The sequence below is a fragment of the Streptomyces sp. NPDC047880 genome, from assembly GCF_040706515.1.
GTDB lineage: Bacteria > Actinomycetota > Actinomycetes > Streptomycetales > Streptomycetaceae > Streptomyces.
Genome location: NZ_JBEZOK010000024.1, coordinates 100,342 through 126,690, shown reverse-complemented (window position 1 = coordinate 126,690; position 26,349 = coordinate 100,342). Strand labels below are relative to the sequence as shown.

Here is a 26,349-nt window from a genome sequence, read left to right as displayed (position 1 = left end):
GATTCGGCATCCTGGGCAGGACGATCTACGCCGACTACGTCAGGGAACTCCTCAGCAGTGGCAGAACTCGCCCAGGAGTTCCGCGTCGTCGAAATAGCTCAACCATGGCGGGTCACCGGCACTATCAGCGCGCTCGAAGTGGCGCTCAGATTGGTTCATGGCGAGTGACGCCCCGGTGCGATCACCCGTGTTGGAGAGTGCCCGGGCCTGGGTACTACTTCGGCCAAGGCCAGCACTGAGCGCGAGAAAGCAGCAGTACGAGCGTGGATCGAGCGGCAGCTACGCGACTCTCCCCCACTCTCCGATGACCAGCTGCGGAGCGTGGGGGAGATCCTCGGACTTCAGCTCATTCGGAAGTCCGCCACACAGGCTTGAGAAGCTCAGGGTCGAATGTCTTGTTGCCCTTGCCACCCGGCACTGCGATCACGGCACTCAGAACCTTCTTGATCGCCTCGCGCTTCTGCATGAGCGTCTTCGACCCCCACGAGTTCCTGACGTCTTCCTTGGCCTCCTCGGCCTCCGCCTTCAGAGCTTCGTGCGCCCGCTGGTCCGCACGAAGCTCCTTGATCCGACGTTCGAGGACCGGGAGATTGCGGAAGAACGTCTCATCATCGATGTCCGTGTCCTCGTCGTCGTGCCAACGCCGCTCCAGCTCGTTGCGGCTCCTGACGGCTCGCTCCAGGGCATCGGCCTTGTCCCAGTCCGGTACATCCTGGGCCTTGCTCGCCGCATCGCGCTCCAGCTTGGCGATGACCAGTTCCTCGATGGCCTTGTCCGTCTTGTCGCCCCGCTTGTAGGTCTTGTTGCAGCCGCCGTCCACGGTCTTCTTGCACATGTAGGCGTGCCGGTACGTGAGCCAGTCGTTCGCCTTGATCCCGATCATCTTGTTGTTGCAGACCGTGCCGTCCTCCAGCACCTGGCCGCAACGCAGGATGCCGGTGAGCAGGTACTTGTGGACCAGGCCACCGCGCGGCATCCCGGTTCCTCGGCCACGCTCCCTGATCTTGGCCGTGACCGCGAACCACTCCTTCGGAGTGATGATCGGCTCCCACTCGCCCACGATGGGCTGATCGTCGCCGTCACGTACAAGCTCGCCCTTGATCTCGCGATATCCACACAGCCGGGCGTTCACCAGGACCTGCTTGACGGTCTGGTACTGGAAGGCGTTCCCGCGACTCGTGATGAAGCCGGCCTCCTTCCACCGGCGCGTGATCTCCGAAATGGAGGCACCCGCGATCACGTCCTTCACCGCCTGACGGATGGCTTCTGCCTCGTCCGGGCGCAATGAGACCTTGTCGTCCTCCCATCCAAAGGGGCGCCATGCCGCTACCGACTGCCCACGGATCGCCCGGCTCCGGTGGCTGTTCCTGCTCCTGCGCTCCTTCTTCCTCGTCTCGCTGAGGGACATGGCGACCCCCAGGAGCCCCTTGATCTCGAAGCCTTCGGCGTAGAGGTCCTGGATGCCGTTCGAGTCGTGGTAGACGCGTCCTTCCTGCGTGGTGAACGCCTTCAGGTACCGCTCCCAGTCACTCGGGCGTCGGTACAGCCGGTCGTCGTTGACTGCCATGACGCCGTGGATCGGGTGCCCGTCCGGCGTCGTCCCGGCAGCGAGATCGGCGAGCAGCTGCTCGAAGTCATCGCGAACGATGTTCTCCTTGCTCGCGCTCTTGTCGTTGTCCGTGTAGCGGTAGACGACGAGCCATCCGAACCTGCGGGCGGTCTCGGTCATGTCCCGGTGCTGGTCCTCGACGCCGTGGGCGTCCTTCACCCGGCCGTCGAACGAGATCCGTGCGTAGCAGACAACGCACTTCAGCTCCGGGTCGGAAGCCAGCATGGCGCGCACTTCCTCGACGGACGGCAGTCCCTCGGGCGTACCTCGCAGCTTGCTGACCAACTCCTCGCGCTTGCCCACGTGTTCCGATTTCGCAGGACATCAGCCCAGAACACGGCGGCACCCTGACCGAGATCGAGGAGGGCATGGCCCTGAAGTCGAAGGAGTTCGCCGCGAGCGGCAACCGCGTGTACCTGCCCATCGCGGACTGACCGGCCGCGCACAGGACCGGGGGCGGGTGAGCCCCCGGCCTGCGGGAGGTGCCGTTCGGAACGGACTGCGAGGTCTGCTCCGACGGTTACTCCGGCTGGTGCTCCGGTCCTCCGAAGTCCGGGCTGGTGTAGTCCGGGCTGCTGAAGCTGGGACGCGAGCCGCGGTCGCCGTCGTCCGGGCTCGTGAACCCCGGGCGGTCGTAGCCGAGGTGCGGCATCCGGCTGACCGGTGTGGACGAGGGCGTGTGGTGCAAGGCCGCGGCCGCCCCGGGGTCGGCGAGTGCCTCCCGCAGAAAGGGCAGGATGCCGCGTTCCAGCAGGGCCTCGTGCCAGGCCTCCTTGGCCTGGGCCACCTCGCCCCGCAGTTCGCCGTATGGCCCGACCTCGGCTGTGGGCTTGTTGCGCAGGGCGGTGAGCAGCAGCCCCACGGCGGCGACGAGGATCGCGACCGCGGTCACGGCGCCGAACACCCAGCCCGTGGTGAGCATGGTCCGGGCGAATCCCTGCTCGGGGTCGAGCATCCGCAGGATGTAGCCGACGAGCAGAAAGATCGCCGCGGCGGTCCCGGCCAGGACGGGTGCGAGAACGGCGACGACGGCGACGGCGCCCGCGCCCGTGGTCTCCGCGACCCCTCCCACGGTGGCGGCGAGCCCCGAGGCGTCCGTGCCCGTCTCGGAGGAGCCGGACCCGGAGCCGCGCACGGCGGTTGAGCCGGCCGACGCCGGCTGACGCAGTTCGTCGCGGACCTTGACGTAGTGCCGGTATTCGGTCGCCGCGGCCGCGGTGATGAGCGCGGTGGCGCTCAGGGCCATGGTGCGCAGCTGTTCGGGGTTGAGCCGCTGTCCGACAGCGGCCAGTTCCGGACGGTGTGGTGCGGAGCGCAGCGCCTCATCGAGGATCCGCTCGTATTCCTGGCGGTCCTCGCTCAGCAGGTGCTGCGGAACGCTGTTCATGTGCATCCCCCGATGCTCCGTAGGGCTTGGGGCTCGGCATGCTGACGAGCCGTCGGGCAGAAACGGAGGGGAGCCTGCTACGGATAAGCCGATGGTAGAGCGGTGACGGTATGCGGTGACAGGGGGTTTACCGAAATTGGCCCCTCACCGGCCCGGTCCGCCGACGGGGGACGCCTGCCCGGTGAACGTTCACGTGTCCAGCGGCAGTTGCTGGACCAGCAGCTTTCCGGCCATGGTTACGCCGCCGTCCATCGCGATGGCGAGTCCGTCGGCGTAGACGTGCGGTCCCTCGATCACGGGGTCGCGGCTCTCCTCGTCCTCCTCCGAGCCGACCTCGCCGAGCAGATACGGAATCGGACTGTGCCCGTGAACGATGCGGGTGCCCCCGTACGTATCGAGCAGGGAGCGCACGGCGTCCGCGCCGCCCTCGTCGCGGAAGGAGAACCGCTTGGTGAACTTGCGGAACAGGTCCCAGACCTCGTCCGCGTCGTTGCGGGTGATCGTCTCGCGGACGGTGTCGTTGACCTCTTCGATGGAGCGGCCGTAGTCGAGGTAGGCGGTGGTGTCGGAGTGGACGAGCAGGTGGCCGTCGACCTCCTCGACGGCGTCCAGGCGGGACATCCACTGCAGGTGGTGGTCCTGGAGGCGGTCCATGTCGGTCTTCTGGCCGCCGTTGAGCAGCCAGGCCGCCTGGAAGGTGGCGGTGCCCGCGCCGGAGTTGACGGGGGTGTCGCCGAACCGCTTCGCACCCAGCAGGAGCAGCTCGTGGTTGCCCATGAGCGCCTTGCAGTAGCCGCCGGCCGCGGCGGCCTCGGCGGACAGCCGCATCACCAGGTCGATGACGCCGATGCCGTCCGGGCCGCGGTCGGTGAAGTCGCCGAGGAACCAGAGCCGGGCGGTACCCGCACACCAGTTGCCTGCGGCGTCGAGCAGGCCCTTCTCCTGGAGGGCGGACACCAACTGGTCGAGGTAGCCGTGTACGTCCCCCACGACGTACAGCGGGCCCTGCCCGGTGGTGGACTGCGGGGCGGTGGTCTCGGGATCCACGGTCACCTGAACAGTGTCACCCCGGTTGACGACGGGAAGGTCGCGCTGGGTCGGCGTGTATCCCTCGGGGTAGGTCTCCTCGGGCGGCGGGGCGACCTCGGGGTGGACGCTGTGGACGTACGGACCGGCCTCGTGGACGTACGCGGGCACCCGGAAGTCGCGCAACGTCGCCGTTCGCTCCACCTCGGGTCCCTGACCGGCCCCCTGAGTCATCGACCCCTCCACCATCGCGCCGCATTGCACCGCATCGGACTGCCTGGTCGTAGCGGCCCGCGGGTGTCGTGGGCCCATCATAGGAATGCGGATCGCGACATGTGATGACCCAGGGGTGGTGAATCAGAGCAAGAGTCCAGTTCACCGCGGCTTTCGCCCCGATTGGGCCGGGCTTTGACCACCGTGTGACCGCCCTCGCTCTTCTTCTCTTCGCGAGAACGATCCCTTCTCTCCGGGGGACCGGCCCTTTTTCTCCCCAGGAGTGCGCTCTTCCCCTTGCCCGGTGAGGGCTGGGGTCTGCCGTTCGGATCACGCCGCAGACGCGAGGGCCGGCACGCACATCTGCGGCGTTGCTTTCCTGCGGCCCGATCCGAACGACAGACCCTAGGCGCCCTCGGGTGATCGCGGAGGGCTGACCGTCGTGCGCGGCGGGCGTCGCTGGGACGAGGTGCGCACGATCAACTCCGTCGGTATGACCTGCTCCACCGGGTGGTCGGATTCCACTCCCTCGATGGCGTCGATGAGGAGTTGCACCACCGCGGTGCCGATGCGGCGCGGTTTCAGGGAGAGGGTGGTGATGGGCGGCTCGGTGTTGGCGTACACCGTGGACTCGCTGCAGCAGACCAGCAGCAGGTCGTCGGGGACGCGCAGGCCGTAGCGGCGGGCGGCGGCGAGCAGGTCGGTGCCGTTCGGGTCGAACAGTCCGTAGACCGCGTCGGGCCGGTCGGGCCGGGCGAGGAGCCGGTCGGCGGCGACGGCGCCCGCGCACGGATCGTGCGCCGGATAGGCCTCGTACACCGGATCCTGTCCCACGCGCTCGCACCAGCGCAGGTACGCGGTGGTCGACAGGTGGGTGTAGGTGTCCGTCGTCGTGCCGGTCAGCAGGCCGATGCGGCGGGCGCCGGCGTCGGCCAGGTGGTCGAGGATGCCGAGGACGGCGGCCTCGTGGTCGTTGTCGACCCAGGCCGTGACCGGCAGTGCACCGGCCGGGCGGCCGTCGGAGACCACCGGGAGTCCCTGCCGGACGAGCTCGCTGACGACCGGGTCCTGGTCGGAGGGGTCGATGACGACCGTGCCGTCCAGCGCGACGTTCGACCACACGTCGTGGCGGGAGGTCGCGGGCAGGATGACGAGGGCGTAGCCGCGGGCGAGCGCGGCGGAGGTGGCGGCCCGTGCCATCTCGGCGAAGTACGCGAACTCCGTGAAGGTGAAAGGTTCATCCCCGTAGGTGGTCACGGTCAGGCCGATGAGGCCCGATTTGCCGGTACGGAGGGTCCGGGCGGCGGCCGAGGGCCGGTAGCCCAGCCGGTCGGCGACTTCCCGGACATGACGCCGGGTGGCGTCCGGGAGCCGGCCCTTGCCGTTGAGGGCATCGGAGACGGTCGTGATGGAGACTCCGGCGGCGGCGGCCACGTCTCTGATGCCGGCCCGGCCCGGCCGACTGCCTCGCCGTGAGGTTTCCGCGCGGCTCACCTGGTGCTTCCCTGCTGCTGTCATGGCGAGCCGATAGTAGGGCTCATGCGGTGGGGTAGTGCGGACGCATATGCACGCGTTGACAGGCACGTTTCTGCATGATCATTTAACCTCAATTGCTTTGGAAGCCAAGGGTGTTGAGCGCTTTCTTGGCAGTACGTGTGTTGTCGGCGCGCACGTGCCTGCCAAGTGGCTGAGGTTGCGAAGAGGTCTCAACTCACCTGCACGGGGGATGCGCGCCACGGCGCACACCACCAGCGCATAGATATATGTGCGGCGCGCCCCCGGATTCGCACGCCTTGGTGCGGTGATGCCCCGGATGCCGGTGGGACAGGGGAGGTCGGGGCCGGCCGCTCGGTCATGGCTATACGCAGCGGCGCCGAATCCTCATAAGGTGAGGAGTATTGGATGTCGGCGGCGGTCATGGGCCGCCGGTCTTCACGAGGAGGACTGCGGTGAGCGAGACGAGCCCCAAGCTGCGCGCCGAGCTGGAGGGGATCCCCACCTACAAGCCGGGCAAGCCCGCCGCGGCAGGTGGTCCGGTGGCCTACAAGCTGTCCTCCAACGAGAACCCCTATCCGCCGTTGCCGGGCGTGATGGAGAGCGTGACAGCGGCGGCCTGCAACTTCAACCGCTACCCGGACATGGCCTGTGCGGCGCTGATGAACGAGCTGTCCGAGCGGTTCGGTGTGCCTCTCTCCCATCTGGCCACCGGTACCGGATCGGTCGGTGTCGCACAGCAGCTGATCCAGGCCACGTCCGGCCCCGGTGACGAGGTGATGTACGCCTGGCGGTCCTTCGAGGCGTACCCGATCATCACGCAGATCAGCGGCGCGACATCGGTTCAGGTCCCGCTGACCCCCGGGGATGTGCACGACCTCGACGCGATGGCCGACGCGATCACCGACCGGACCCGGCTGATCTTCGTCTGCAACCCCAACAACCCGACCGGCACGGTGGTGCGGCGGGCGGAGCTGGAGCGGTTCCTCGACCGGGTCCCGCGCGACGTCCTGGTGGTCCTCGACGAGGCCTACCGCGAGTTCATCCGCGACCCCGAGGTGCCGGACGGCGTCGAGATCTACCGCGACCGGCCCAACGTCTGTGTCCTGCGGACCTTCTCCAAGGCGTACGGCCTCGCCGGCCTGCGCGTCGGTTTCGCCATCGCTCATGAGCCGGTGGCGGCGGCGCTGCGCAAGACGGCGGTGCCGTTCGGCGTGAGCCAGCTCGCGCAGGAGGCGGCGATCGCATCACTGCGGGCCGAGGACGAACTGTTCGGCCGGGTCGGCTCGCTGGTGTGTGAGCGCACGCGCGTGGTCGACGGGCTGCGCTCGCAGGGCTGGACGGTGCCCGAGACCCAGGCCAACTTCGTGTGGCTGCGGCTGGGGGAGCGCACGGTCGCGTTCGCGGAGGCCTGTGAGCAGGCGGGTGTGGTGATTCGGCCGTTCCCGGGTGAGGGTGTGCGGGTGACGGTTGGGGAAGCCGAGGCGAATGACATCTTCCTGAAGGTGTCGGAAGGGTTCCGCAAGGAGCAGTAGGGCTTCCTGTGTCCGCCCGGGGTGAGGGAGCTGTAGCGCTCCACAGGCCCGGTCAGGGGACACGCAGTTGCAGCGCTCCGCGAGCGCGGTCAGGAATCCAGGAGTTCCACGCGGACGGGGTCGCCGTCCCGCACAGTTGCGAGCAGTCCTGGGTCGCCGTCGAGGCGGCCCAGGACATTGCAGGGGCCGGCGAGACGGCATTCGTCGCCCCGAGAGATCGGCGTGGGGCCGTAGGGGAGGGCGAGGGCGTCACCGTCGGTCCAGTAGGCGACGGTCCCCGGCTCGACGACCTCGCGGGCGTCTGTTTCACGTGAAACGGACACCCCTGTGTCGAAGTACACCTCCGCCCCCCAGGTCCGGGCGGTGGAGACGAGGGGGAGTGCCCTGGCGAGGGTCTGACTGCTCGCGGTGTGGTCGAGTGATGCGTTGAGGTGCCCCGAAGGCCAGGAAATCCGTATGCGTAGCGGTGTCTGCATGCCACTGATTCAACAATATGTTGAAGTTCGGGCCAAGGGGGCGACTGTGACGGGGGAGACAGGGACCCCCTCGGGGGGCTCGAATGTCCGTGCTGCATAATGGCTTGTGAATGTGAACGCTTTCACAAGCGTATGTAAGGAGCGGCGACGTGGACCTGGCTTTGGCGCCGGAGACCCTGGCGCGATGGCAGTTCGGAATCACCACCGTCTACCACTTTCTGTTCGTCCCCCTGACGATCTCGCTGGCCGCGCTCACGGCCGGTCTGCAGACGGCGTGGGTGCGGACGGAGAAGGAGAAGTACCTCCAGGCGACGAAGTTCTGGGGCAAGCTCTTCCTGATCAACATCGCGATGGGCGTGGTCACCGGCATCGTGCAGGAGTTCCAGTTCGGCATGAACTGGTCCGACTACTCGCGCTTCGTCGGTGACGTCTTCGGTGCGCCGCTGGCCTTCGAGGCCCTGATCGCCTTCTTCTTCGAGTCCACCTTCATCGGTCTGTGGATCTTCGGCTGGGACAAGCTGCCGAAGAAGATCCACCTGGCCTGCATATGGATGGTCTCCATCGGCACGATCCTGTCGGCCTACTTCATCCTCGCGGCCAACTCCTGGATGCAGCACCCGGTCGGCTACCGGATCAACGAGGCGAAGGGCCGGGCCGAGCTCACCGACTTCTGGCTCGTGCTGACCCAGAACACCGCGCTCGCCCAGGTCTTCCACACGCTCACCGCGGCGTTCCTCACCGGTGGCGCCTTCATGGTCGGCATCGCCGCCTTCCACCTGGTCCGCAAGAAGCACGTGCCCGTGATGAAGACCTCGCTCCGGCTGGGACTGGTCACCGTTGTCATCGGTGGCCTCCTCACCGCGATCAGCGGCGACGTGCTCGGCAAGATCATGTACCAGCAGCAGCCGATGAAGATGGCTGCGGCCGAGGCGCTGTGGGACGGCGAGAAGCCGGCTCCTTTCTCGGTCTTCGCCGTCGGCGACGTCGACAAGGGCCACAACAAGGTCGCCATCGAGATCCCCGGGCTGCTGTCCTTCCTCGCGAAGGACGACTTCACCTCGTACGTCCCCGGCATCAACGACGTCAACAAGGCCGAGCAGGAGAAGTACGGGCCGGGCGACTACCGGCCCAACATCCCCGTCGCCTACTGGGGCTTCCGGTGGATGATCGGCTTCGGCATGACGTCGTTCGCCATCGGCCTGGCCGGGCTCTGGCTGACCCGCAAGAAGTTCATGCTGCCGCAGCACCTGAGGGTGGGCGACGACGAGGTGCCGCATCTCGTCCTGCTGCCGAAGAAGGCGCTCGGCCCGACCCTCACCAAGTGGTACTGGCGCATCGCGATCCTCACCCTGGGCTTCCCGCTGATCGCCAGCTCCTGGGGCTGGATCTTCACCGAGATGGGCCGCCAGCCGTGGGTCGTCTACGGCCTCTTCCAGACGCGTGACGCGGTCTCACCCGGTGTCTCCCAGGCCGAGGTCATCACCTCGATGGTCGTCTTCACCACGCTGTACGCGATCCTCGCCGTCATCGAGGTCAAGCTGCTGGTCAAGTACGTCAAGGCGGGCCCGCCGGAACTCACCGAGGCCGACCTCAACCCGCCCACGAAGATCGGCGGCGACTCCCGTGACGCCGACAAGCCGATGGCCTTCTCGTACTAGGCCGAGGGAGCTGCACAGTCATGGAACTGCACGACGTCTGGTTCGTTCTGATCGCCGTCCTGTGGACCGGCTACTTCTTCCTGGAGGGCTTCGACTTCGGGGTCGGGGTGCTCACGAAGCTGCTCGCCCGGAACCGGCCCGAGAAGCGGGTGCTGATCAACACCATCGGCCCCGTCTGGGACGGCAACGAGGTGTGGCTGCTCTCCGCGGGCGGCGCGACCTTCGCCGCCTTCCCCGAGTGGTACGCCACGCTCTTCTCCGGGTTCTATCTGCCCCTGCTGCTCATCCTGGTCTGCCTGATCGTCCGGGGCGTGGCCTTCGAGTACAGGGTGAAGCGGCCCGAGGAGAACTGGCAGCGCAACTGGGAGACGGCGATCTTCTGGGCCTCGCTGCTGCCCGCGTTCCTGTGGGGTGTCGCCTTCGCCAACATCGTGCGGGGCGTGAAGATCGACCAGGACTTCAACTACGCCGGCGGCGTTGTGGACCTGCTCAATCCGTACGCGCTGCTGGGCGGCCTGGTCACGCTGTCCCTGTTCACCTTCCACGGCACGGTGTTCGTCGGGCTCAAGACGGTCGGGGAGATCCGGGAGCGGGCGCGGAAGCTGGCGCTGCGCGTCGGAGCGGTGACCGCCCTGCTGGCGCTCGCCTTCCTGCTGTGGACGCAGGCCGACCGGGGTGACGGTTCGTCGCTGGTGGCGATGGTCGCTGCCGTGGCCTCGCTCCTCATCGCCCTGGCCGCAGCAGGGGCCGGACGAGAGGGCTGGGCGTTCGCCTGGTCGGGTCTCACTATCGTGGCCGCGGTGGCGATGCTGTTCCTGACGCTGTTCCCGAACGTCATGCCGTCGACCCTGAACCCGGACTGGAGCCTGACGGTCACCAACGCCTCGTCCAGTCCGTACACACTGAAGATCATGACCTGGTGTGCCGGGATCGCCACTCCGGTCGTCCTGCTCTACCAGGGCTGGACCTACTGGGTGTTCCGCAAGCGGATCGGTACACAGCACATCGCCGAGACCGCGCACTGAGGTGTGTTTCACGTGAAACCAATCGATCCGCGTCTGCTGCGCTACGCCCGTGCCACCCGGCTGTTCCTGGTGGCGGTCGTGGCACTCGGGGCCGTGGGTGCGGGGCTGGTCATCGCGCAGGCGATGCTCATCGCCGAAGTGGTGGTCGGCGCGTTCCAGCACCGCATGGCGGTGTCCGAACTCGGCACTCCCCTGCTGTTGTTGGCCGCCGTCGCGGTCGGGCGGGCGCTGGTCGGCTGGCTCACCGAGCTCGCCGCGCACCGGGCGAGCGCGGCCGTGAAGTCCGAGCTGCGGGGACGGCTGCTGGAGCGCGCCGTCGAGCTGGGGCCCGGCTGGCTGGGTGGGCAGCGGACCGGTTCGCTGGTCGCCCTGGCCACCCGGGGCGTCGACGCCCTCGACGACTACTTCTCGCGGTACCTGCCGCAGTTGGGTCTCGCGGTGGTCGTGCCGGTGGCGGTGCTGGCGCGGATCGTCACCGAGGACTGGGTCTCCGCGGCCATCATCGTGGGCACCCTGCCCCTCATCCCGGTCTTCATGGTGCTGATCGGCTGGGCCACCCAGTCCCGGATGGACCGTCAGTGGCGTCTGCTGTCACGACTGTCCGGGCATTTCCTGGATGTCGTCGCGGGGTTGCCGACGCTGAAGGTCTTCGGCCGGGCCAAGGCGCAGGCCGAGTCGATCCGGCGCATCACCGGCGAGTACCGCCGGGCGACCATGCGGACCCTGCGGATCGCCTTCATCTCCTCCTTCGCCCTCGAACTGCTCGCCACGATCTCGGTGGCACTCGTCGCCGTGACGATCGGCATGCGGCTGGTGCACGGAGAGATGGACCTGTACATCGGCCTCGTCATCCTGATCCTCGCGCCCGAGGCGTATCTGCCGTTGCGGCAGGTGGGGGCGCAGTACCACGCGGCGGCCGAGGGGCTCGCCGCCGCCGAGGAGATCTTCGAGGTCCTGGAGACGCCCGTTCCGGCCTCCGGTTCCGCGGCCGTGCCGGAGGGCGCGCTGTCCTTCGAGGGCGTGACCGTCCGGTATCGGGGGCGGTCGGCCGATGCGGTTTCGGACGTGACCTTCGGCGTCGAGCCCGGGGAGACGGTCGCGCTGGTGGGGCCGAGCGGCGCCGGCAAGTCGACACTGCTGAGTGTTCTGCTGGGGTTCGTGCGGCCGGCCGAGGGGCGGGTGAGAGCCGGGGGTGTCGATCTCGCCGACGCCGACCTGAAGCAGTGGCACTCCCGTGTCGCATGGGTGCCGCAGCGGCCTCACCTCTACGCCGGGACGATCGCCGAGAACGTACGGCTGGCGCGGCCGGGCGCCGATGACGACGCCGTACGGACGGCGCTTCGGGACGCCGGGGCGCTGGAGTTCGTCGACGCGCTGCCCGGTGGTGCGGAGACCGTGCTCGGTGAGGACGGCACCGGGCTGTCCGCCGGGCAGCGGCAACGGCTCGCGCTGGCCCGCGCGTTCCTCGCCGACCGGCCCGTTCTGCTGCTCGACGAGCCGACGGCGGCACTGGACGGGGCCACCGAGGCCGAGGTCGTCGCAGCGGTGCGGCGGCTCGCAGCCGGCCGCACGGTCCTGCTGGTGGTGCACCGGCCGGCGCTGCTGGAGATCGCCGACCGGGTCGTGCGGCTGGCGGAGCCCGAGGCCACCCCCGCGCCGGTGGCGTCCGCCGTGGCACCCGGCACCGCGCCCCGGTCCGTCGAGGCCGAGGCGTCCGCCCCGGCCGAGTCCGCCGAACCGTCCGCTTCCGCCGGTGTCCTCGCCCGCGTCCGCGCCCTGTCCGGTGCCCGGCGCGGGCGGCTGGGGCTGGCCCTGCTGCTGGGGAGTCTCGCGCTGGGGAGTGCCGTGGGGCTCATGGCCACCTCGGGGTGGCTGATCTCGCGTGCCTCGCAGCAGCCGCCCGTGCTGTATCTGATGATGGCCGTCACCGCGACGAGGGCGTTCGGGATCGGGCGGGCCGTGTTCCGGTACGCCGAGCGGCTGGTGTCGCACGACGCCGTGCTGCGGATGCTGGCGGACACCCGGGTCGCGGTGTTCCGCAGGCTGGAGCGGCTGGCACCGGCCGGCCTTCTCCGGGTCCGCCGGGGCGACCTGCTCTCCCGGCTGGTCGCGGACGTGGACGCGCTGCAGGACTACTGGCTGCGCTGGCTGTTGCCGGCCGGGGCAGCCCTGGTCGTGTCGGCCGCGTCGGTCGGCTTCACGGCGTGGTTGCTGCCCGAGGCCGGGGCCGTGCTCGCGGCCGGGCTCCTGGCGGCGGGTGTCGGCGTGCCGTTGATCACCGGAGCGGTGGCCCGGCGCGCCGAGCACACACTGGCGCCCGCCCGCGGGGTGCTCGCGACGAGGGTGACCGATCTGCTGACCGGCACCGCGGAACTGGCCGTCGCCGGTGCCCTGCCCGCGCGGACCGCCCAGGCACGCCAGGCCGATGGAGCGCTGACCCGGATCGCCTCGCGCGCGGCCACGGCCACCGCCCTGGGCGACGGTCTCACCGCGCTGGTCTCCGGGCTGACCGTCGCGGCCGCTGCCCTGGCCGGCGCCCAGGCGGTCGCCGCCGGGCGGCTCGACGGCGTGGCCATGGCCGTCGTCGTTCTCACCCCGCTCGCCGCCTTCGAGGCCGTGCTCGGGCTGCCGCTCGCCGTGCAGTACCGGCAGCGTGTGCGCCGCAGTGCGGAACGGGTGTACGAGGTGCTGGACGCGCCGGAGCCCGTGCGGGAGCCGGAGCGGCCCCGGCAGGCGCCCGCGTCGCCGTTCCCGGTCGTCGTCAAGGGACTGACCGCCCGGCACGCCGGGCAGGACCGGGAGGCGCTCGGCGGGCTGGACTTGACCCTGGAGGAGGGGCGCCGGATCGCCGTGGTCGGGCCCTCCGGCTCCGGCAAGACCACGCTGGCACAGGTGCTGCTGCGGTTCCTCGACGCGGAGGCGGGGTCGTACACGCTCGGAGGTGTGGACGCGTACGCGCTCCACGGTGACGACGTTCGGAAGTTCGTCGGGCTGTGTGCGCAGGACGCGCACCTCTTTGACAGCTCGCTGCGCGAGAACCTGCTGCTCGCCCGCAAGGACGCCACCGAGGACGACCTGCGCGCCGTGCTGTGCCGTGCCAGGCTGCTGGACTGGGCGGACAGCCTGCCCGACGGTCTGGACACGCTCGTCGGCGAGCACGGGGCGCGGTTGTCGGGAGGCCAGCGTCAGCGGCTGGCGCTGGCCCGGGCGCTGCTCGCCGACTTTCCCGTCCTGGTGCTGGACGAGCCCGCCGAGCACCTCGACCTGGCGACGGCCGACGCGCTCACCGCCGATCTGCTGGCCGTCACCGAGGGCCGTACGACGCTGCTCATCACGCACCGGCTGGCGGGCCTCGAAGCGGTCGACGAGGTGCTCGTGCTGGAGCATGGACGGGTCGTGCAGCGTGGTCCGTACGCGGACCTGCTGGCGGTGGACGGGCCGCTGCGGAGGATGGCGGAGCGCGAGGCGGCGGCACAGTCGCTGGTGGGAGCGCGGTAGCAGCGGGCTACCACGGGCACTGTGCCCTTCGGCGCAGCCGGCCACCACCACGAGCACCGGGCCCTCGGTGCGGCCGGTCACCACGGGCACTGGGCCGTTCGGCGCAGCCGGTCCCCCGGCTGTACGACGTGAACAGGACCGGGCCCAGCATGCTGGGTGACGATCGCTGACATGCGCTCATATCGCCGCCATCGGCTGCTCGTTCCGGTCCTGCTGTGTGCGCTGGCCGTGCTCGCGGCGCGGCCGACGGCAGCGCACAAGGAACCCGGCAGCGGCCCCGGCACCGGTCCGGAAACCGGCCTCAGCGCCGAGGTGGTGCGGCTGTACGAGGAGGCCGCGGTGGCGACCCAGCAGTACGAGGCCGGACGCAAGCAGGCCGACGAGCAGCGGGCCGCGGCCCAGCGGGCGGAGGTGCTCCTGGACGCGCAGCGGCGGGAGATCGCCGCCCTGCACGAGGACCTGGGCCGCATCGCCCGCGCCCAGTACCGCAGCAGTGGTGGCCTGCCGGTGGCCGCCCACATGATCCTCGCCGACAGTCCCGACAGCCTGATGCGAGGTCAGCACGCCTTCTCCCAGGCGGACCTGGCCGTGAACAACGCGATCTCCAAGAACCGGCGCGCAGAGGCGAGACTGGCGGCGGACGAGGCCAAGGCCGCTGACCGGTGGCAGGCGCTGGAACGACGCAACACACAGCTCGCCGCTCTGAAGGCCGACATCGAGCAGAAGCTGGAGACGGCCCGCTCAGAGCTCCAAGGGCAGGCGGACGCCGCGGTCGCCGCCGGGGCGTGCCGCGGAGCCGCCCGGCTCGACCAGTCGGCGACGGGGTTCACCGAGGGCGACTGGGTCGCGCCGGTCGAGACGTACGAGCTGTCGGCGTCCTACGGCAGCGGTGGTGCGCGCTGGTCGAACCGGCACACCGGGCAGGACTTCGCGGTGCCGATCGGCACGCCGGTACGGGCCGTGGGTGCGGGCCGGGTGGTGAAGGTCTCCTGTGGTGGTCCGTTCGGGATGGAGATCGTGCTCAAGCACGCGGGCGGCTATTACACGCAGTACGCTCATCTCGCCGCGCTCGCGGTCGACCAGGGGGAGCACGTCAGCCCTGGACAGTGGATCGGCCAGTCCGGCACCACGGGTAACTCCACCGGGCCTCACCTGCACTTCGAGGCCCGGGTCACAGCGGAGTCGGGCTCATCGGTGGACCCGGTCTCATGGCTGGCGGCGCGTGGAGTGTCCCTCTGAGACGCCCCGGCTACGGCCGTTCCGTCAGCAACCGCTCGATCACGATCGCCACGCCGTCCTCGTTGTTCGCCACCGTCCGGCCCGAGGCGGCGGCGAGCACGTCGGGGTGGGCGTTGCCCATCGCGTACGACCGGCCCGCCCAGGTCAGCATCTCCACGTCGTTCGGCATGTCGCCGAAGGCGACGACCTGCTCGTGCGAGATGCCGCGCTCGGCGCAGCACAGGGCGAGAGTGCTGGCCTTGGACACTCCTGGACCGCTGATCTCGAGCAGTGCGCTGGGGCTGGAGCGGGTCACGCTGGCACGGTCGCCGATGGCGAGGCGGGCCAGGGTCAGGAACGCGTCGGGGTCGATCTCGGGGTGGTAGGCGAGGATCTTCAGCACCGGCTCCGCGGCGGCCCGATGGTCCGGGCCCAGCACTTCCTCGGCCGGGGCGAGGCTGTCCGGTGTCTCCATGTGCAACTTCGGGTACGCGGGCTCCTGGTAGAAGCCGTAGGTCTGCTCCACCGCGTACACCGTGCCCGGTGCCGCGTCACGCAGCAGCCGCACGGCGTCCAGGGCGTTCTCCCGGGCCAGCTCCCGCACCTTCACGAACCGGTGGGCACCGGGGCCGCCGTGCAGGTCGACCACGGCGGCGCCGTTTCCGCAGATCGCCAGGCCGTGGCCGTGCACATGCTCGCTGACGACGTCCATCCAGCGGGCCGGGCGGCCCGTCACGAAGAAGACCTCGATGCCCGCCTCCTCGGCGGCGGCCAGCGCGGCGACCGTACGCGGGGACACCGACTTGTCGTCGCGCAGCAGAGTGCCGTCGAGGTCGGTGGCGATCAGTCGCGGCGGGAGGGTCTCGGCCGCGGTCTCGGGCTGTCGGGTCGCTGAGGTCACCCGGCCATTGTCCCGCACATGCCTGCACGGGCGTGCGGGGCTCCGCACAGGTGAGTGGATACCGCTCTGAACAGAGGCTTCCCGGCCGTCCGTCGACGCTCAGCGCAGCTGCGCCGGTGCCTCCATCGCGATCTGCTCGAAGACCTTCTCGTCCGCGGCGAACGGCGAGTCGGGGATCGGCCAGTGGATCACGATCTCCGTGAAGCCCAGCTCCACATGCCGTCCGGCGAAGTCGACGAACGCGTTCAGGGACTGGAGCGGTTCCACACGGTCCGGCGTGAATCCGGTGAGCAGCACACGGTCGAGACCGGTCATGTCGCGGCCGACCTCGGCACAGATGTCGTCGAGCCTCTCCGCCTGACCGCGAATGGCCTGAATCGACTGCTCAGGGGTGCCGTTCTCGTACAGCTTCGGGTCGCCCGTGGTGACCCATGCCTGCCCGAACCGGGCGGCGAGCCGCATCCCGCGCGGCCCGGTCGCGGCCACCGCGAACGGCAGCCTGGGGCGCTGCACACAGCCGGGGATGTTCCGTGCCTCGTGGGCGGAGTAGAAGTCGCCCTCGTACGACACGGCGTCCTCGCACAGCAGCCGGTCGAGGAGCGGGACGAACTCGGCGAAGCGGTCGGCACGCTCGCGCGGGGTCCAGGGTTCCTGGCCGAGCGCGGTGGCGTCGAATCCGGAGCCGCCCGCGCCTATGCCCAGCGTGACCCGCCCGCCGGAGATGTCGTCGAGGGAGATCAGCTCCTTGGCGAGGGTCACGGGGTGCCGGAAGTTCGGCGAGGTCACCAGGGTGCCCAGCCGCAGCCGGTCGGTGACGCTCGCGGCGGCCGTGAGGGTCGGCACGGCGCCGAACCACGGGCCGTCCCGGAAGGTGCGCCAGGACAGGTGGTCGTAGGTGTATGCGGTGTGGAAGCCGAGCTGCTCGGCGCGCGTCCAGGCCGCGCGGCCGCCTTCGTTCCAGCGGCGGTACGGGAGGATCACAGTGCTCAGACGCAGACTCATGACACCGAGCCTAAGGGAGCACCGGTGGTCCCCCCTGTTTCACGTGAAACAGTCACTGTGCGCGTCCGGGTGGACACGTGGACGGGCCCGGGAAGCGCAGGTACCGGGCCGGGACGGCCTCGGTCAGCCACACCCCGTTCGCGCTGACCTGGAAGACATGGCCGTCCCGGTGCATGGCGTCCGCGTCGACCGTCAGCACGACGGGCCTGCCCCTGCGGGCTCCGACACGGGTCGCCGTCTCCCGGTCGGGCGAGAGGTGCACGGCATGCCGGTTCATCGGGCGGAGTCCCTCGGCCCGGATCGCGTCCAGGTTGCGGGCGACGGTGCCGTGGTAGAGGTGCGCGGGCGGGGTGGCCGACGCCAGGCCGAGGTCGACCTCGACACTGTGACCCTGGCTGGCACGGATCCGGGTGCCGTCGACGGCGAAACGCCGCTTGTCGTTGGTGGCGACGACATGGTCCAGCTCGTCACGGGTGAACCGGAAGCCGTGCGCGGCTGCCGCGGCGATCAAGGTGTCGATCTCGACCCAGCCGGCCTCGTCGAGCGTGAGCCCGATGCGTTCAGGCTGGTGGCGCAGGTGCTTCGACAGGTACTTCGACACCTTCACGGTGCGTCTTTCGTCCATCCCACCAGGGTGCGGGAGAGACCCGAATCACGCGATCGAGTTTCACCTCGGAGGTTTGATCCACAGCGAAGTACGGTTATCCACAGCGGAATTGGCGCTTCTGTGGACAACTGAGCTCCACCGCAGGGGATTTGAGCCTCGCCTCGCCCTACATCGGCGGCTTCATCCGCGCCAGGCCTCGCAGCGCCCCCGGTGCCCACCGCGACAGCCACCGCGCACCCCGTGCCTCCGGTGTCACCGGCACCACCGCCTCGTTGCGCGCCACCGCCCGCAGGATCGCCCGGGCGACCTTCTCCGGCGGATAGTTCCGCAGCCCGTACAGGCGGGCGGCGCGCTGCTGCAGCCGCTTCTCCTCCAGGACGTCGGCTCCGGCGAAGTGCGCCGTCGACGTGATGGCCGTGTTCACGATGCCCGGGCACACCGTTGTCACGCCGATCCCCTGTCCGGCGAGCTCCGCCCGCAGGCACTCGCCGAGCATCAGTACGGCCGCCTTGGAGGTGCTGTACGCGGGCAGCGCACGGGACGGCTGGTACGCCGCGGCCGACGCCACATTGACGATGTGGCCGCCCTGCCCGCGCTCGGCCATCCGCCGGCCGAAGAGCCGGCACCCGTGGATGACGCCCCACAGATTGACGTCGAGGACCCTCTTCCAGTCCTCCGGGGTCGTGTCGAAGAAGGAACCGGACAGTCCGATCCCGGCGTTGTTCACCAGGACGTCCACCACCCCGTACTCGGTGGTGACCCGGTCGGCGAGCTTCTCCATGGCCTGCTCGTCGGAGACGTCGACCGTCTCCGCCCAGGCGTCCGAGGCACCCCGCAGGTGGCAGGACTCGGCGGTACGGGCCGCCGCCTCCCCGTTCCGGTCGACGGCCACGACGCGCGCACCGGCCGCGGCGAACGCGAGCGCGGTCGCCCGCCCGATGCCGCTGCCTGCCCCGGTGACGAGCGCGAGCTGCCCGCCGAAGCGCTCGGCGTGTTCGCCGTCCGCCGTCGACCGGGGCCGCCCGCTCTCGACGGACGTCACGAACTCCTCGATCCACGAGGCCAGCCGGTCGGGGCGGGTGCGCGGGATCCAGTGCCCCGCCTGGATCGTCCTGCGGGTCAACCGCGGGACCCACTGCTCCAGTTCGTCGTGGAGCCGCTCCGAGAGGAACCGGTCCTCCAGGGGCGTGATGACCTGTACGGGCGCGTGGGCGTGCGCGTCCGGGCGGGGAGCGCGCAGCCGGGGCCGGACGTTGTCCCGGTACAACCAGGCCCCGTGGGCCGCGTCGGACGGCAGCGACGCGGTGGGGTAGTCGCCCCGGGGCACCTTCTCGACGCGCTCCAGCATCCGAGGCCAGCGCTTGCCGAGGGGGCCGCGCCAGGCCAGCTCGGGCAGCAGGGGCGTGTGCAGCAGGTACACGTACCAGGAACGGGCGCCCTGCCCGAGCAGCTGGCCGACCCGGCGCGGGGTGGGCCGCTTCACCCGCTTGCCGATCCAGTGGCCGAAGTGGTCGAGGGACGGCCCGGACATCGAGGTGAAGGAGGCGATACGGCCTCTGGTGCGCTGCACGGTGGTGAACTCCCAGGCCTGCACGGACCCCCAGTCGTGCCCGACGAGGTGCACCGGAGCGTCCGGGCTCACCGCGTCCGCGACGGCCAGGAAGTCGTCCGTCAGCTTCTCCAGCGTGAACCCGCCCCGTAGCGGCCGTGGCGCGGTCGAACAGCCGTGGCCGCGGACGTCGTACGCCACCACGTGGAAGCGCCCGGAGAGCCGCGCGGCGACCTCGGACCACACCTCCTTGCTGTCGGGGTAGCCGTGCAGCAGGACGACCGTCGGCTGTTCCGGATCACCCATCTCGGCCACGCACAGCTCGACTTCGCCCGCCCGAACCCTGCGCTCCCGCGCACCCGTCAGCAACGTCATCCGGCGAATCTGGCAGTTGTTAGAGAGTTCGTCAATAGGGCTGTCCGGCGGTGGTAACTCTCAAGGAGCAGCTCCCCTAGGGGCGCGTAATACTCAGGGCTGATCCGAAGACAGCTCTGCGGAGTGACGACCGCCACGCGCGCCGCCCCTACCTTCGTAGCGTGACTGTGATCGCGACCGAAAGCCTGAGCAAGCGGTTCCCCAGGGTGACCGCGCTTGACCGGCTCTCCGTGGACGTCGGACCCGGTGTGACCGGACTCGTCGGAGCCAACGGAGCCGGCAAGTCCACACTGATCAAGATCCTGCTGGGTCTGTCCCCCGCCACCGAGGGCCGCGCCGAAGTGCTCGGTCTCGATGTCGCCACCGACGGCGCCGCCATCCGCGAGCGGGTCGGCTACATGCCCGAGCACGACTGCCTGCCGCCGGACGTCTCGGCCACCGAGTTCGTCGTCCACATGGCGCGCATGTCCGGCCTGCCGCCCACCGCGGCACGCGAGCGCACCGCCGACACCTTGCGCCACGTCGGGCTGTACGAGGAGCGCTACCGCCCCATCGGCGGCTACTCGACCGGCATGAAGCAGCGCGTCAAGCTCGCGCAGGCCCTCGTCCACGACCCGCAGCTGGTCTTCCTGGACGAGCCGACCAACGGCCTCGACCCGGTCGGCCGCGACGAGATGCTCGGCCTGATCCGCCGGATCCACACCGACTTCGGCATCTCCGTCCTGGTCACCTCCCACCTGCTGGGCGAGCTGGAGCGCACCTGTGACCACGTCGTCGTCGTGGACGGCGGCAAGCTCCTGCGCTCCAGTTCCACCACGGACTTCACACAGACCACCACGACCCTCGCGATCGAGGTCACCGACACCGACGAGCACCCGGACGGCACCCGTGCGGTCCGCGAGGCGCTGCACGCGCGCGGAGTGCCCGTCGAGGACGGCAGCGGCCTGCCCGGCGCCGGCCACGTCCTGCTGCTCACCGCGCAAGGCGAGGAGACGTACGACCTGGTCCGGGACGTGATCGCGGACCTCGGTCTCGGCCTGGTGCGCATGGAGCAGCGGCGGCACCACATCTCCGAGGTCTTCACCAGCAGCGACGAGCGCGAACAGCGGAAGGAGGCGGTCGGCCATGGCGGTTGAGCACTCCACGGGGGCACCCGCCCCGGCACCGGGCGCCCAGACCCGCATCCACAACATCGGCTACCGCAACTACGACGGCCCGCGCCTCGGCCGCGCCTACGCCCGCCGCTCCCTGTACTCGCAGTCCCTGCGCGGCTCCTACGGCCTCGGCCGCTCGGTGAAGTCCAAGGTGCTGCCGATGCTGCTCTTCGTGGTGATGTGCGTGCCCGCGGCCATCATGGTCGCCGTCGCGGTCGCCACCAAGGCCAAGGAACTGCCCCTCGACTACACGCGCTACGCGATCGTCATGCAGGCGGTCATCAGCCTGTACGTCGCCTCGCAGGCGCCCCAGTCCGTCTCGCGGGACCTGCGCTTCAAGACCGTTCCGCTGTACTTCTCGCGGCCCATCGAGACCGCCGACTACGTCCGCGCCAAGTTCGCGGCCCTGGCCTCGGCGCTGTTCGTCCTCACGGCCGCTCCGCTGCTCGTGCTCTATGTGGGCGCTCTGCTGGCCAAGCTGGACTTTGCCGACCAGACCAAGGGATTCGCACAGGGACTCGTCTCCGTGGCACTGCTCTCACTGCTGTTCGCCGGCATCGGCCTGGTCATCGCGTCCGTCACCCCGCGCCGCGGCTTCGGCATCGCGGCCGTGATCGCCGTGCTGACCATCACCTACGGCGCGGTCTCCACCCTCCAAGCCATTGCCGACGCACAGGGCAGCGGCGACGCCGTGCCGTGGATCGGGCTGTTCTCCCCGATCACGCTCGTCGACGGTGTGCAGTCCGCGTTCCTGGGCGCGACGTCCGCCTCCCCCAGCGGGGTGGGCCCGAGCACCGCCGAGGGCGTCGTCTACGTCGTCGTCGCCCTGGGCCTGATCGCGGCGAGCTATGGCCTCCTGCTGCGCCGCTACAAGAAGGTGGGACTGTGACCACGCTCAACATCGACCACGTCTCCCGCTGGTTCGGCAACGTGGTCGCCGTCAACGACATCACCATGACCATCGGCCCGGGGGTCACCGGCCTGCTCGGCCCCAACGGCGCCGGAAAGTCCACCCTCATCAACATGATGGGCGGCTTCCTGGCCCCCTCCACCGGCACCGTCACCCTCGACGGCCAGGCCGTGTGGCGCAACGAGCAGATCTACAAGCACATCGGCGTCGTCCCCGAGCGGGAGGCGATGTACGACTTCCTCACCGGCAAGGAGTTCGTCCTGGCCAACGCCGAGCTGCACGGCCTGGGCGCGAAGGCGGCCCAGAAGGCGCTGGCCACGGTCGAGATGGAGTACGCGCAGGACCGCAAGATCCAGACGTACTCCAAGGGCATGCGCCAGCGCGTGAAGATGGCGTCCGCCCTGGTCCACGACCCCTCCCTGCTCCTGCTGGACGAGCCGTTCAACGGCATGGACCCGCGTCAGCGCATGCAGCTGATGGACCTGCTGCGCCGCATGGGCGACGAGGGCCGCACGGTGCTGTTCTCGTCCCACATCCTCGAAGAGGTCGAGCAGCTCGCCTGGCACATCGAGGTCGTCGTCGCAGGCCGGCACGCCGCCAGCGGTGACTTCCGCAAGATCCGCCGCCTGATGACCGACCGGCCGCACCGCTACCTGGTGCGTTCCAGCGACGACCGCGCCCTCGCCGCCGCGCTGATCGCCGACCCGTCGACGTCCGGCATCGAGGTCGACGTCACCGAGGGCGCGCTGCGCATCCAGGCCGTCGACTTCGGCCGCTTCACCGCGCTGCTGCCCAAGGTCGCCAGGGACCACGGCATCCGGCTGCTCACGGTCTCGCCGTCCGACGAGTCCCTCGAGTCCGTCTTCTCGTACCTGGTCGCGGCGTAGGAGGCCCTGATGTACGACCCCACAGTCGCCCGGCTCACCTACCGGGCCCTGCTCGGCCGGCGCCGGGCCCTCATCCTCGGTGCCCTGCCGATGCTGCTGATCGTGATCGCCGTGGCGGTGCGCGCCCTGGCCGGAGCGGACGACCAGACGGCGTCCGACCTGCTGGGCGGACTAGCCCTGGCCACGATGGTGCCGATCATCGGCGTCATCGCCGGAACGGGCGCGATCGGACCCGAGATCGACGACGGCTCGGTGGTGTACCTGCTGTCCAAGCCGATCAAGAGGCCGACGATCATCTTCACCAAGCTGATCGTCGCCATCGCCGTGACCATGGTGTTCTCGGCCGTGCCGACGCTCATCGCCGGGTTCATCCTGAACGGCAACGGCCAGCAGGTCGCCGTCGCCTACACGGTGGCCGCGCTGGTCGCGTCCATCGCCTACGCGGCCCTGTTCCTGCTGCTGGGCACGGTCTCCCGGCACGCGGTGGTGTTCGGCCTGGTCTACGCCCTGGTCTGGGAGGCCCTGTTCGGCTCCCTGGTGCCGGGTGCGCGCACGCTGAGTGTCCAGCAGTGGTCGCTGGCGGTGGCGCAGAAGGTGTCCGGCGGGGACCTGGTCTCCTCCGACGTGGGCCTGACCACGGCGACGGTGCTGCTGGTCGCCGTCACGGTGCTGGCCACCTGGTACGCCGGGCAGAAGCTGCGTTCCCTGACCCTCGCGGGCGAGGAGTGACGCACTCCGGCCTTGACGGAGGCTTCACCTCGGCCGGGGCACACTGGGCGAACGGGATGTAGGGCAAACACCACGGGAGTTGGACGGCTGGGAGGGCGGGAATGGCGGGCGAGAAGGCTCAGTACGACGACCGCGGGCAGTCGGGTTCCGGGTCCGGCGACGGTGCCCGGGACGACCTCGACGGTGTCGAACTGGACGAGGACTTCATACGCTCGGCCGGAGCCTCCGAGCCGTCCGCCCGAGCCCGGATGCTCGCGGCGAAGTGGCGCCGCGAGGAGCCGGAGCCGCAGCCCTGGCGGTCCGACGAGTCGCCCGCGGGCTGGTTCTTCAGCAAGGCCCGGCGCCGCAGATGGCGCGATCGTTAGGCCGCGGCCCGGTCGGATCGGGCCGCCGATTTATTCGGTGGCGTCCAATTCGCCCGGCGGGCAGAGTGGTTGTCGTCGCGGCCGGGCGTGGAGCCCGGTTCACCGTCTGGGAGAGGAGCGGGACGATGCCCATGCACGGCAGTACGTCCAGCTCCCTTCAGGGCAGCCGGCGGCGGGATCCGGAGTAGCCACTACCCCTCCGTGGAACCCGCCCCTACGGGGAGCTGCCCGGGGCGGCCGCTTCGAGCACGCGAATCGCACATCGCGTGGGCCGCCCACCCGGAGGATTGGCCGAGTGGTAAGGCACCGGTTTGCTAAACCGTGGTCGGGTCGAAAGGCCCGCGCACGTTCGATCCGTGCATCCTCCGCCGAACACCATCGAGCCCTGAGCATCGGGCCTCGAGTACTGGCCTTGAGCAACGGGCTGTGACCATCGGGCTCTGACCATCGGGCCCGGCGTTCAGCCCAGCAGTCGCTCCAGCACCACCGCGATGCCGTCCTCGTCGTGGGAGGACGTCACCTCGTCGGCCACCGCCTTCAGTTCCTCGTGGGCGTCCGCCATGGCCACCCCGTAGGAGGCCCACGCGAACATCGGGATGTCGTTGGGCATGTCGCCGAAGGCGATCGTGTCGGCCGCCTTCAGACCGAGCCGGCGGGCCGCCAGGGACAGCCCCGTCGCCTTGGACAGACCCAGCGGGAGCAGCTCGACGATGCCCGCGCCCGCCATCGTGACGGTGACGAAACCGCCGGCGGTGCGCGTGGCCGCCTCGCAGAGCTCGTCGTCGCTCAGCGTCGGGTGCTGGATGTACAGCTTGTTCAGGGGCGCGGCCCACAGGTCCGACGCGTCCGTGAAGGGCGTGGCGGGCAGGCTGCCCGTGACCGCGTAGCCCGGGCTCACCAGCACCTCGCCGTCGAGGCCGTCGCGGCTCGCCGCCAGGTGGAGCGGGCCCACCTCCGCCTCGATCTTGGCCAGCGCCACCCCGGCCAGCTGCCGGTCCAGCGTCACCGACGTCAGCAGGCGGTGCGCGCCGGCGTCGTAGACCTGTGCACCCTGGCCGCAGACGGCGAGGCCCTGGTAGCCGAGTTCGTCGAGGATGTGCCGGGTCCAGGGAACGGCTCGGCCGGTGACGACGATGTGGGCGGCGCCCGCCGCGGTCGCCGCGGCGAGCGCGGCACGGGTGCGCTGCGACACCGTGTCGTCGGAGCGCAGCAGTGTGCCGTCGAGATCGGTGGCGACGAGCCGGTACGGGAAGGCGCCCGGGGAGGCCGTGTCGCTCACTTGGCCACCGGCTCCAGGACCTCCCGGCCACCCAGGTACGGACGCAGCACCTCGGGCACGCGCACCGAACCGTCGGCCTGCTGGTGGTTCTCCAGGATCGCCACGATCGTGCGCGGGACGGCGCACAGCGTGCCGTTGAGCGTGGCCAGCGGGCGGACCTGCTTGCCCTCACGGACGCGGATCGACAGGCGGCGGGACTGGAACTCGGTGCAGTCCGAGGTCGAGGTCAGCTCGCGGTACTTGCCCTGGGTGGGGATCCACGCCTCGCAGTCGAACTTGCGGGAGGCCGAGGCCCCCAGGTCGGCGCTCGCCACGTCGATCACGCGGAACGGCAGCTCCAGGGAGGTCAGCCACTGCTTCTCCCACTCCAGCAGGCGCTGGTGCTCGGCCTGCGAGTCCTCGGGAGCGACGTAGGAGAACATCTCGACCTTGTCGAACTGGTGCACACGGAAGATGCCCCGGGTGTCCTTGCCGTGCGAACCGGCCTCGCGGCGGAAGCAGGGCGAGAAGCCCGCGTAGCGCAGGGGGAGGCGGTCGCCGTCGAGGATCTCGTCCATGTGGTACGCGGCAAGCGCGACCTCGGAGGTGCCGACGAGGTAGAGATCGTCGTCGGCGAGGTGGTAGACGTCCTGCGCGGCCTGGCCGAGGAAGCCCGTGCCCGCCATGGACTGGGGGCGGACCAGCGCCGGGGTCAGCATCGGGGTGAAGCCGGCCGCGGTGGCCTGCGCCATCGCCGCGTTCACCAGGGCGAGCTCCAGGAGCGCGCCCACGCCGGTCAGGAAGTAGAAGCGCGAGCCGGAGACCTTGGCGCCCCGCTCGACGTCGATCGCACCGAGGAGCTGGCCGAGCGCCAGGTGGTCCTTCGGCTCGAAGCCCTCGGCGCCGAAGTCGCGGATCGTGCCGTGCGTCTCGAGCGTGACGAAGTCCTCCTCGCCGCCCACGGGCACGTCCGGGTGGACGAGGTTGCCGAGTCGCTGGAGGAGCTCCTGGGTCTCGGTCGCGGCCGCGTCGCGGTCCGCGTCGGCGGCCTTGACGTCAGCGGCGAGCTGGCCCGCCTTCTTCAGCAGTTCGGCCTTCTCGTCGCCGGCCGCCTTCGGGATGAGCTTGCCGAGCGCCTTCTGCTCGGCGCGCAGCTCGTCGAAGCGGACGCCGGACGACCTGCGCCGCTCGTCGGCAGACAGGAGGGCGTCGACGAGCGCGACGTCCTCTCCACGGGCGCGCTGCGACGCGCGCACACGGTCGGGGTCCTCACGGAGCAGGCGAAGGTCAATCACGCGCCCAAGGCTACCGGTGTGGGGTGACCGCCCACGACTCACTATCCATGGCGCGGCATACGTACCGTTATGGGTGAATTACGCGCAGTGTCAATAAAGCAATCCCGTGTCCCCGGCGCGAGGCATCGGCCGAACGCCGCATTGACGCGAGTCCCTTGCGGGGAGCGGGACTTGGCCG

At 70.0% G+C, this 26,349-nt stretch carries 21 protein-coding genes, 1 tRNA gene and 1 pseudogene; 12 read left to right on the top strand and 11 right to left on the bottom strand.

Annotation, left to right across the window (positions count from 1 at the left end; genetic code table 11):
- Positions 1-346: 346 nt before the first annotated feature.
- Positions 347-1,912: a recombinase family protein gene (locus AB0937_RS29865; protein ID WP_366715904.1), complete on the bottom strand. Its 1,566-nt coding sequence runs from the start codon at positions 1,910-1,912 to the stop codon at positions 347-349.
- On the opposite strand from AB0937_RS29865, the pseudogene AB0937_RS29860 reads away from it, so the two are divergent.
- Positions 1,897-2,043 (top strand): annotated as a pseudogene (locus tag AB0937_RS29860) (thiamine biosynthesis protein ThiC); the annotation flags it as partial. The gene AB0937_RS29865 and the pseudogene AB0937_RS29860 overlap by 16 nt on opposite strands.
- An 86-nt stretch (positions 2,044-2,129) precedes the next feature.
- Here AB0937_RS29860 and AB0937_RS29855 read toward each other — a convergent pair.
- From AB0937_RS29855 to AB0937_RS29845, 3 genes are all read right to left on the bottom strand, one after another.
- Positions 2,130-3,002 carry a hypothetical protein gene (locus AB0937_RS29855; RefSeq protein ID WP_366715902.1) on the bottom strand — a complete coding sequence of 291 codons (873 nt, stop codon included), beginning with the start codon at positions 3,000-3,002 and terminating at the stop codon, positions 2,130-2,132.
- A gap of 183 nt (positions 3,003-3,185) precedes the next feature.
- Complete coding sequence (locus AB0937_RS29850) at positions 3,186-4,271, bottom strand: metallophosphoesterase (RefSeq protein ID WP_366715900.1); 1,086 nt, start codon at positions 4,269-4,271, stop codon at positions 3,186-3,188.
- A gap of 369 nt (positions 4,272-4,640) precedes the next feature.
- Positions 4,641-5,753, bottom strand: a complete 1,113-nt coding sequence (locus tag AB0937_RS29845; RefSeq protein ID WP_366715899.1) for a LacI family DNA-binding transcriptional regulator — start codon at positions 5,751-5,753, stop codon at positions 4,641-4,643.
- A 431-nt stretch (positions 5,754-6,184) separates the two neighbouring features.
- Here AB0937_RS29845 and hisC point away from each other — a divergent pair, with 431 nt between their 5' ends.
- Positions 6,185-7,264, top strand: coding sequence for a histidinol-phosphate transaminase (hisC, locus tag AB0937_RS29840; RefSeq protein WP_366715897.1), 1,080 nt, complete (start codon positions 6,185-6,187; stop codon positions 7,262-7,264).
- Positions 7,265-7,353: 89 nt separating this feature from the next.
- On the opposite strand, the gene AB0937_RS29835 is transcribed toward hisC, so the two are convergent.
- Positions 7,354-7,740, bottom strand: a complete 387-nt coding sequence (locus AB0937_RS29835) for a cyclophilin-like fold protein (RefSeq protein WP_366715895.1) — start codon at positions 7,738-7,740, stop codon at positions 7,354-7,356.
- Between the two features lie 149 nt (positions 7,741-7,889).
- Between AB0937_RS29835 and AB0937_RS29830 the strand changes: the two genes are divergently transcribed.
- The 4 genes from AB0937_RS29830 to AB0937_RS29815 all read left to right on the top strand — a co-directional run bounded on the left by AB0937_RS29830 (position 7,890) and on the right by AB0937_RS29815 (position 15,160).
- Positions 7,890-9,398 carry a cytochrome ubiquinol oxidase subunit I gene (locus AB0937_RS29830; RefSeq protein ID WP_366715894.1) on the top strand — a complete coding sequence of 503 codons (1,509 nt, stop codon included), beginning with the start codon at positions 7,890-7,892 and terminating at the stop codon, positions 9,396-9,398.
- Between the two features lie 20 nt (positions 9,399-9,418).
- Positions 9,419-10,423, top strand: a complete 1,005-nt coding sequence (gene cydB / locus AB0937_RS29825; RefSeq protein ID WP_366715892.1) for a cytochrome d ubiquinol oxidase subunit II — start codon at positions 9,419-9,421, stop codon at positions 10,421-10,423.
- A gap of 12 nt (positions 10,424-10,435) precedes the next feature.
- The gene (cydD, locus tag AB0937_RS29820) at positions 10,436-13,921 is read left to right on the top strand and encodes a thiol reductant ABC exporter subunit CydD (protein WP_366715890.1); all 3,486 of its coding nucleotides are present in this window, start codon (positions 10,436-10,438) and stop codon (positions 13,919-13,921) included.
- 171 nt (positions 13,922-14,092) lie between these two features.
- Positions 14,093-15,160 (top strand): peptidoglycan DD-metalloendopeptidase family protein, encoded by a 1,068-nt coding sequence (locus AB0937_RS29815; RefSeq protein ID WP_366715888.1) that lies wholly within the window; start codon positions 14,093-14,095, stop codon positions 15,158-15,160.
- A gap of 10 nt (positions 15,161-15,170) precedes the next feature.
- Here the strand turns inward: AB0937_RS29815 and AB0937_RS29810 are convergent, their stop codons facing one another.
- The 4 genes from AB0937_RS29810 to AB0937_RS29795 all read right to left on the bottom strand — a co-directional run bounded on the left by AB0937_RS29810 (position 15,171) and on the right by AB0937_RS29795 (position 19,573).
- Positions 15,171-16,058 carry an HAD family hydrolase gene (locus tag AB0937_RS29810; RefSeq protein ID WP_366715886.1) on the bottom strand — a complete coding sequence of 296 codons (888 nt, stop codon included), beginning with the start codon at positions 16,056-16,058 and terminating at the stop codon, positions 15,171-15,173.
- Between the two features lie 81 nt (positions 16,059-16,139).
- On the bottom strand, positions 16,140-17,042 hold the full coding sequence (locus AB0937_RS29805) for an LLM class flavin-dependent oxidoreductase (RefSeq protein WP_366715885.1): 903 nt from the start codon (positions 17,040-17,042) through the stop codon (positions 16,140-16,142).
- Positions 17,043-17,094: 52 nt separating this feature from the next.
- Positions 17,095-17,667: an RNA 2'-phosphotransferase gene (locus AB0937_RS29800; RefSeq protein WP_366715883.1), complete on the bottom strand. Its 573-nt coding sequence runs from the start codon at positions 17,665-17,667 to the stop codon at positions 17,095-17,097.
- A gap of 148 nt (positions 17,668-17,815) precedes the next feature.
- On the bottom strand, positions 17,816-19,573 hold the full coding sequence (locus AB0937_RS29795) for an SDR family oxidoreductase (RefSeq protein WP_366715881.1): 1,758 nt from the start codon (positions 19,571-19,573) through the stop codon (positions 17,816-17,818).
- Between the two features lie 167 nt (positions 19,574-19,740).
- Here AB0937_RS29795 and AB0937_RS29790 point away from each other — a divergent pair, with 167 nt between their 5' ends.
- From AB0937_RS29790 to AB0937_RS29765, 6 genes are all read left to right on the top strand, one after another.
- Positions 19,741-20,709, top strand: a complete 969-nt coding sequence (locus AB0937_RS29790) for an ABC transporter ATP-binding protein (protein WP_366715943.1) — start codon at positions 19,741-19,743, stop codon at positions 20,707-20,709.
- Entirely contained in the window at positions 20,699-21,616 is a 918-nt protein-coding gene (locus AB0937_RS29785; protein ID WP_366715879.1) for an ABC transporter permease, read from the top strand. Before AB0937_RS29790 ends, AB0937_RS29785 begins: the two co-directional genes overlap by 11 nt.
- Entirely contained in the window at positions 21,613-22,524 is a 912-nt protein-coding gene (locus AB0937_RS29780; protein ID WP_366715878.1) for an ABC transporter ATP-binding protein, read from the top strand. The genes AB0937_RS29785 and AB0937_RS29780 overlap by 4 nt, the downstream gene beginning before the upstream one ends.
- Before the next feature lie 9 nt (positions 22,525-22,533).
- On the top strand, positions 22,534-23,253 hold the full coding sequence (locus AB0937_RS29775; protein ID WP_053670093.1) for an ABC transporter permease: 720 nt from the start codon (positions 22,534-22,536) through the stop codon (positions 23,251-23,253).
- A gap of 101 nt (positions 23,254-23,354) precedes the next feature.
- Complete coding sequence (locus AB0937_RS29770) at positions 23,355-23,618, top strand: hypothetical protein (protein ID WP_366715875.1); 264 nt, start codon at positions 23,355-23,357, stop codon at positions 23,616-23,618.
- Between the two features lie 281 nt (positions 23,619-23,899).
- A tRNA-Ser gene (locus tag AB0937_RS29765) sits at positions 23,900-23,986 on the top strand.
- A 92-nt stretch (positions 23,987-24,078) separates the two neighbouring features.
- On the opposite strand, the gene AB0937_RS29760 is transcribed toward AB0937_RS29765, so the two are convergent.
- Positions 24,079-24,897, bottom strand: a complete 819-nt coding sequence (locus AB0937_RS29760) for an HAD family hydrolase (RefSeq protein ID WP_366715873.1) — start codon at positions 24,895-24,897, stop codon at positions 24,079-24,081.
- A complete protein-coding gene (gene serS / locus AB0937_RS29755; protein WP_366715871.1) occupies positions 24,894-26,171 on the bottom strand; it encodes a serine--tRNA ligase in 1,278 nt (425 codons plus the stop codon). Before serS ends, AB0937_RS29760 begins: the two co-directional genes overlap by 4 nt.
- Positions 26,172-26,349 lie beyond the last annotated feature (178 nt).

Excerpts from the sequence above, each read along its gene's own strand:
- AB0937_RS29815 (WP_366715888.1), top strand. The coding sequence starts at position 14,093 with ATGCGCTCATATCGCCGCCATCGGCTGCTCGTTCCGGTCCTGCTGTGT.
- AB0937_RS29805 (WP_366715885.1), bottom strand. The coding sequence starts at position 17,042 with ATGAGTCTGCGTCTGAGCACTGTGATCCTCCCGTACCGCCGCTGGAAC.
- AB0937_RS29785 (WP_366715879.1), top strand. The coding sequence starts at position 20,699 with ATGGCGGTTGAGCACTCCACGGGGGCACCCGCCCCGGCACCGGGCGCC.
- AB0937_RS29770 (WP_366715875.1), top strand. The coding sequence starts at position 23,355 with ATGGCGGGCGAGAAGGCTCAGTACGACGACCGCGGGCAGTCGGGTTCC.
- AB0937_RS29800 (WP_366715883.1), bottom strand. The coding sequence starts at position 17,667 with ATGGACGAAAGACGCACCGTGAAGGTGTCGAAGTACCTGTCGAAGCAC.
- AB0937_RS29855 (WP_366715902.1), bottom strand. The coding sequence starts at position 3,002 with ATGCACATGAACAGCGTTCCGCAGCACCTGCTGAGCGAGGACCGCCAG.
- cydB (WP_366715892.1), top strand. The coding sequence starts at position 9,419 with ATGGAACTGCACGACGTCTGGTTCGTTCTGATCGCCGTCCTGTGGACC.
- AB0937_RS29795 (WP_366715881.1), bottom strand. The coding sequence starts at position 19,573 with ATGACGTTGCTGACGGGTGCGCGGGAGCGCAGGGTTCGGGCGGGCGAA.
- AB0937_RS29850 (WP_366715900.1), bottom strand. The coding sequence starts at position 4,271 with ATGGTGGAGGGGTCGATGACTCAGGGGGCCGGTCAGGGACCCGAGGTG.
- AB0937_RS29835 (WP_366715895.1), bottom strand. The coding sequence starts at position 7,740 with ATGCAGACACCGCTACGCATACGGATTTCCTGGCCTTCGGGGCACCTC.
- AB0937_RS29845 (WP_366715899.1), bottom strand. The coding sequence starts at position 5,753 with ATGACAGCAGCAGGGAAGCACCAGGTGAGCCGCGCGGAAACCTCACGG.
- AB0937_RS29775 (WP_053670093.1), top strand. The coding sequence starts at position 22,534 with ATGTACGACCCCACAGTCGCCCGGCTCACCTACCGGGCCCTGCTCGGC.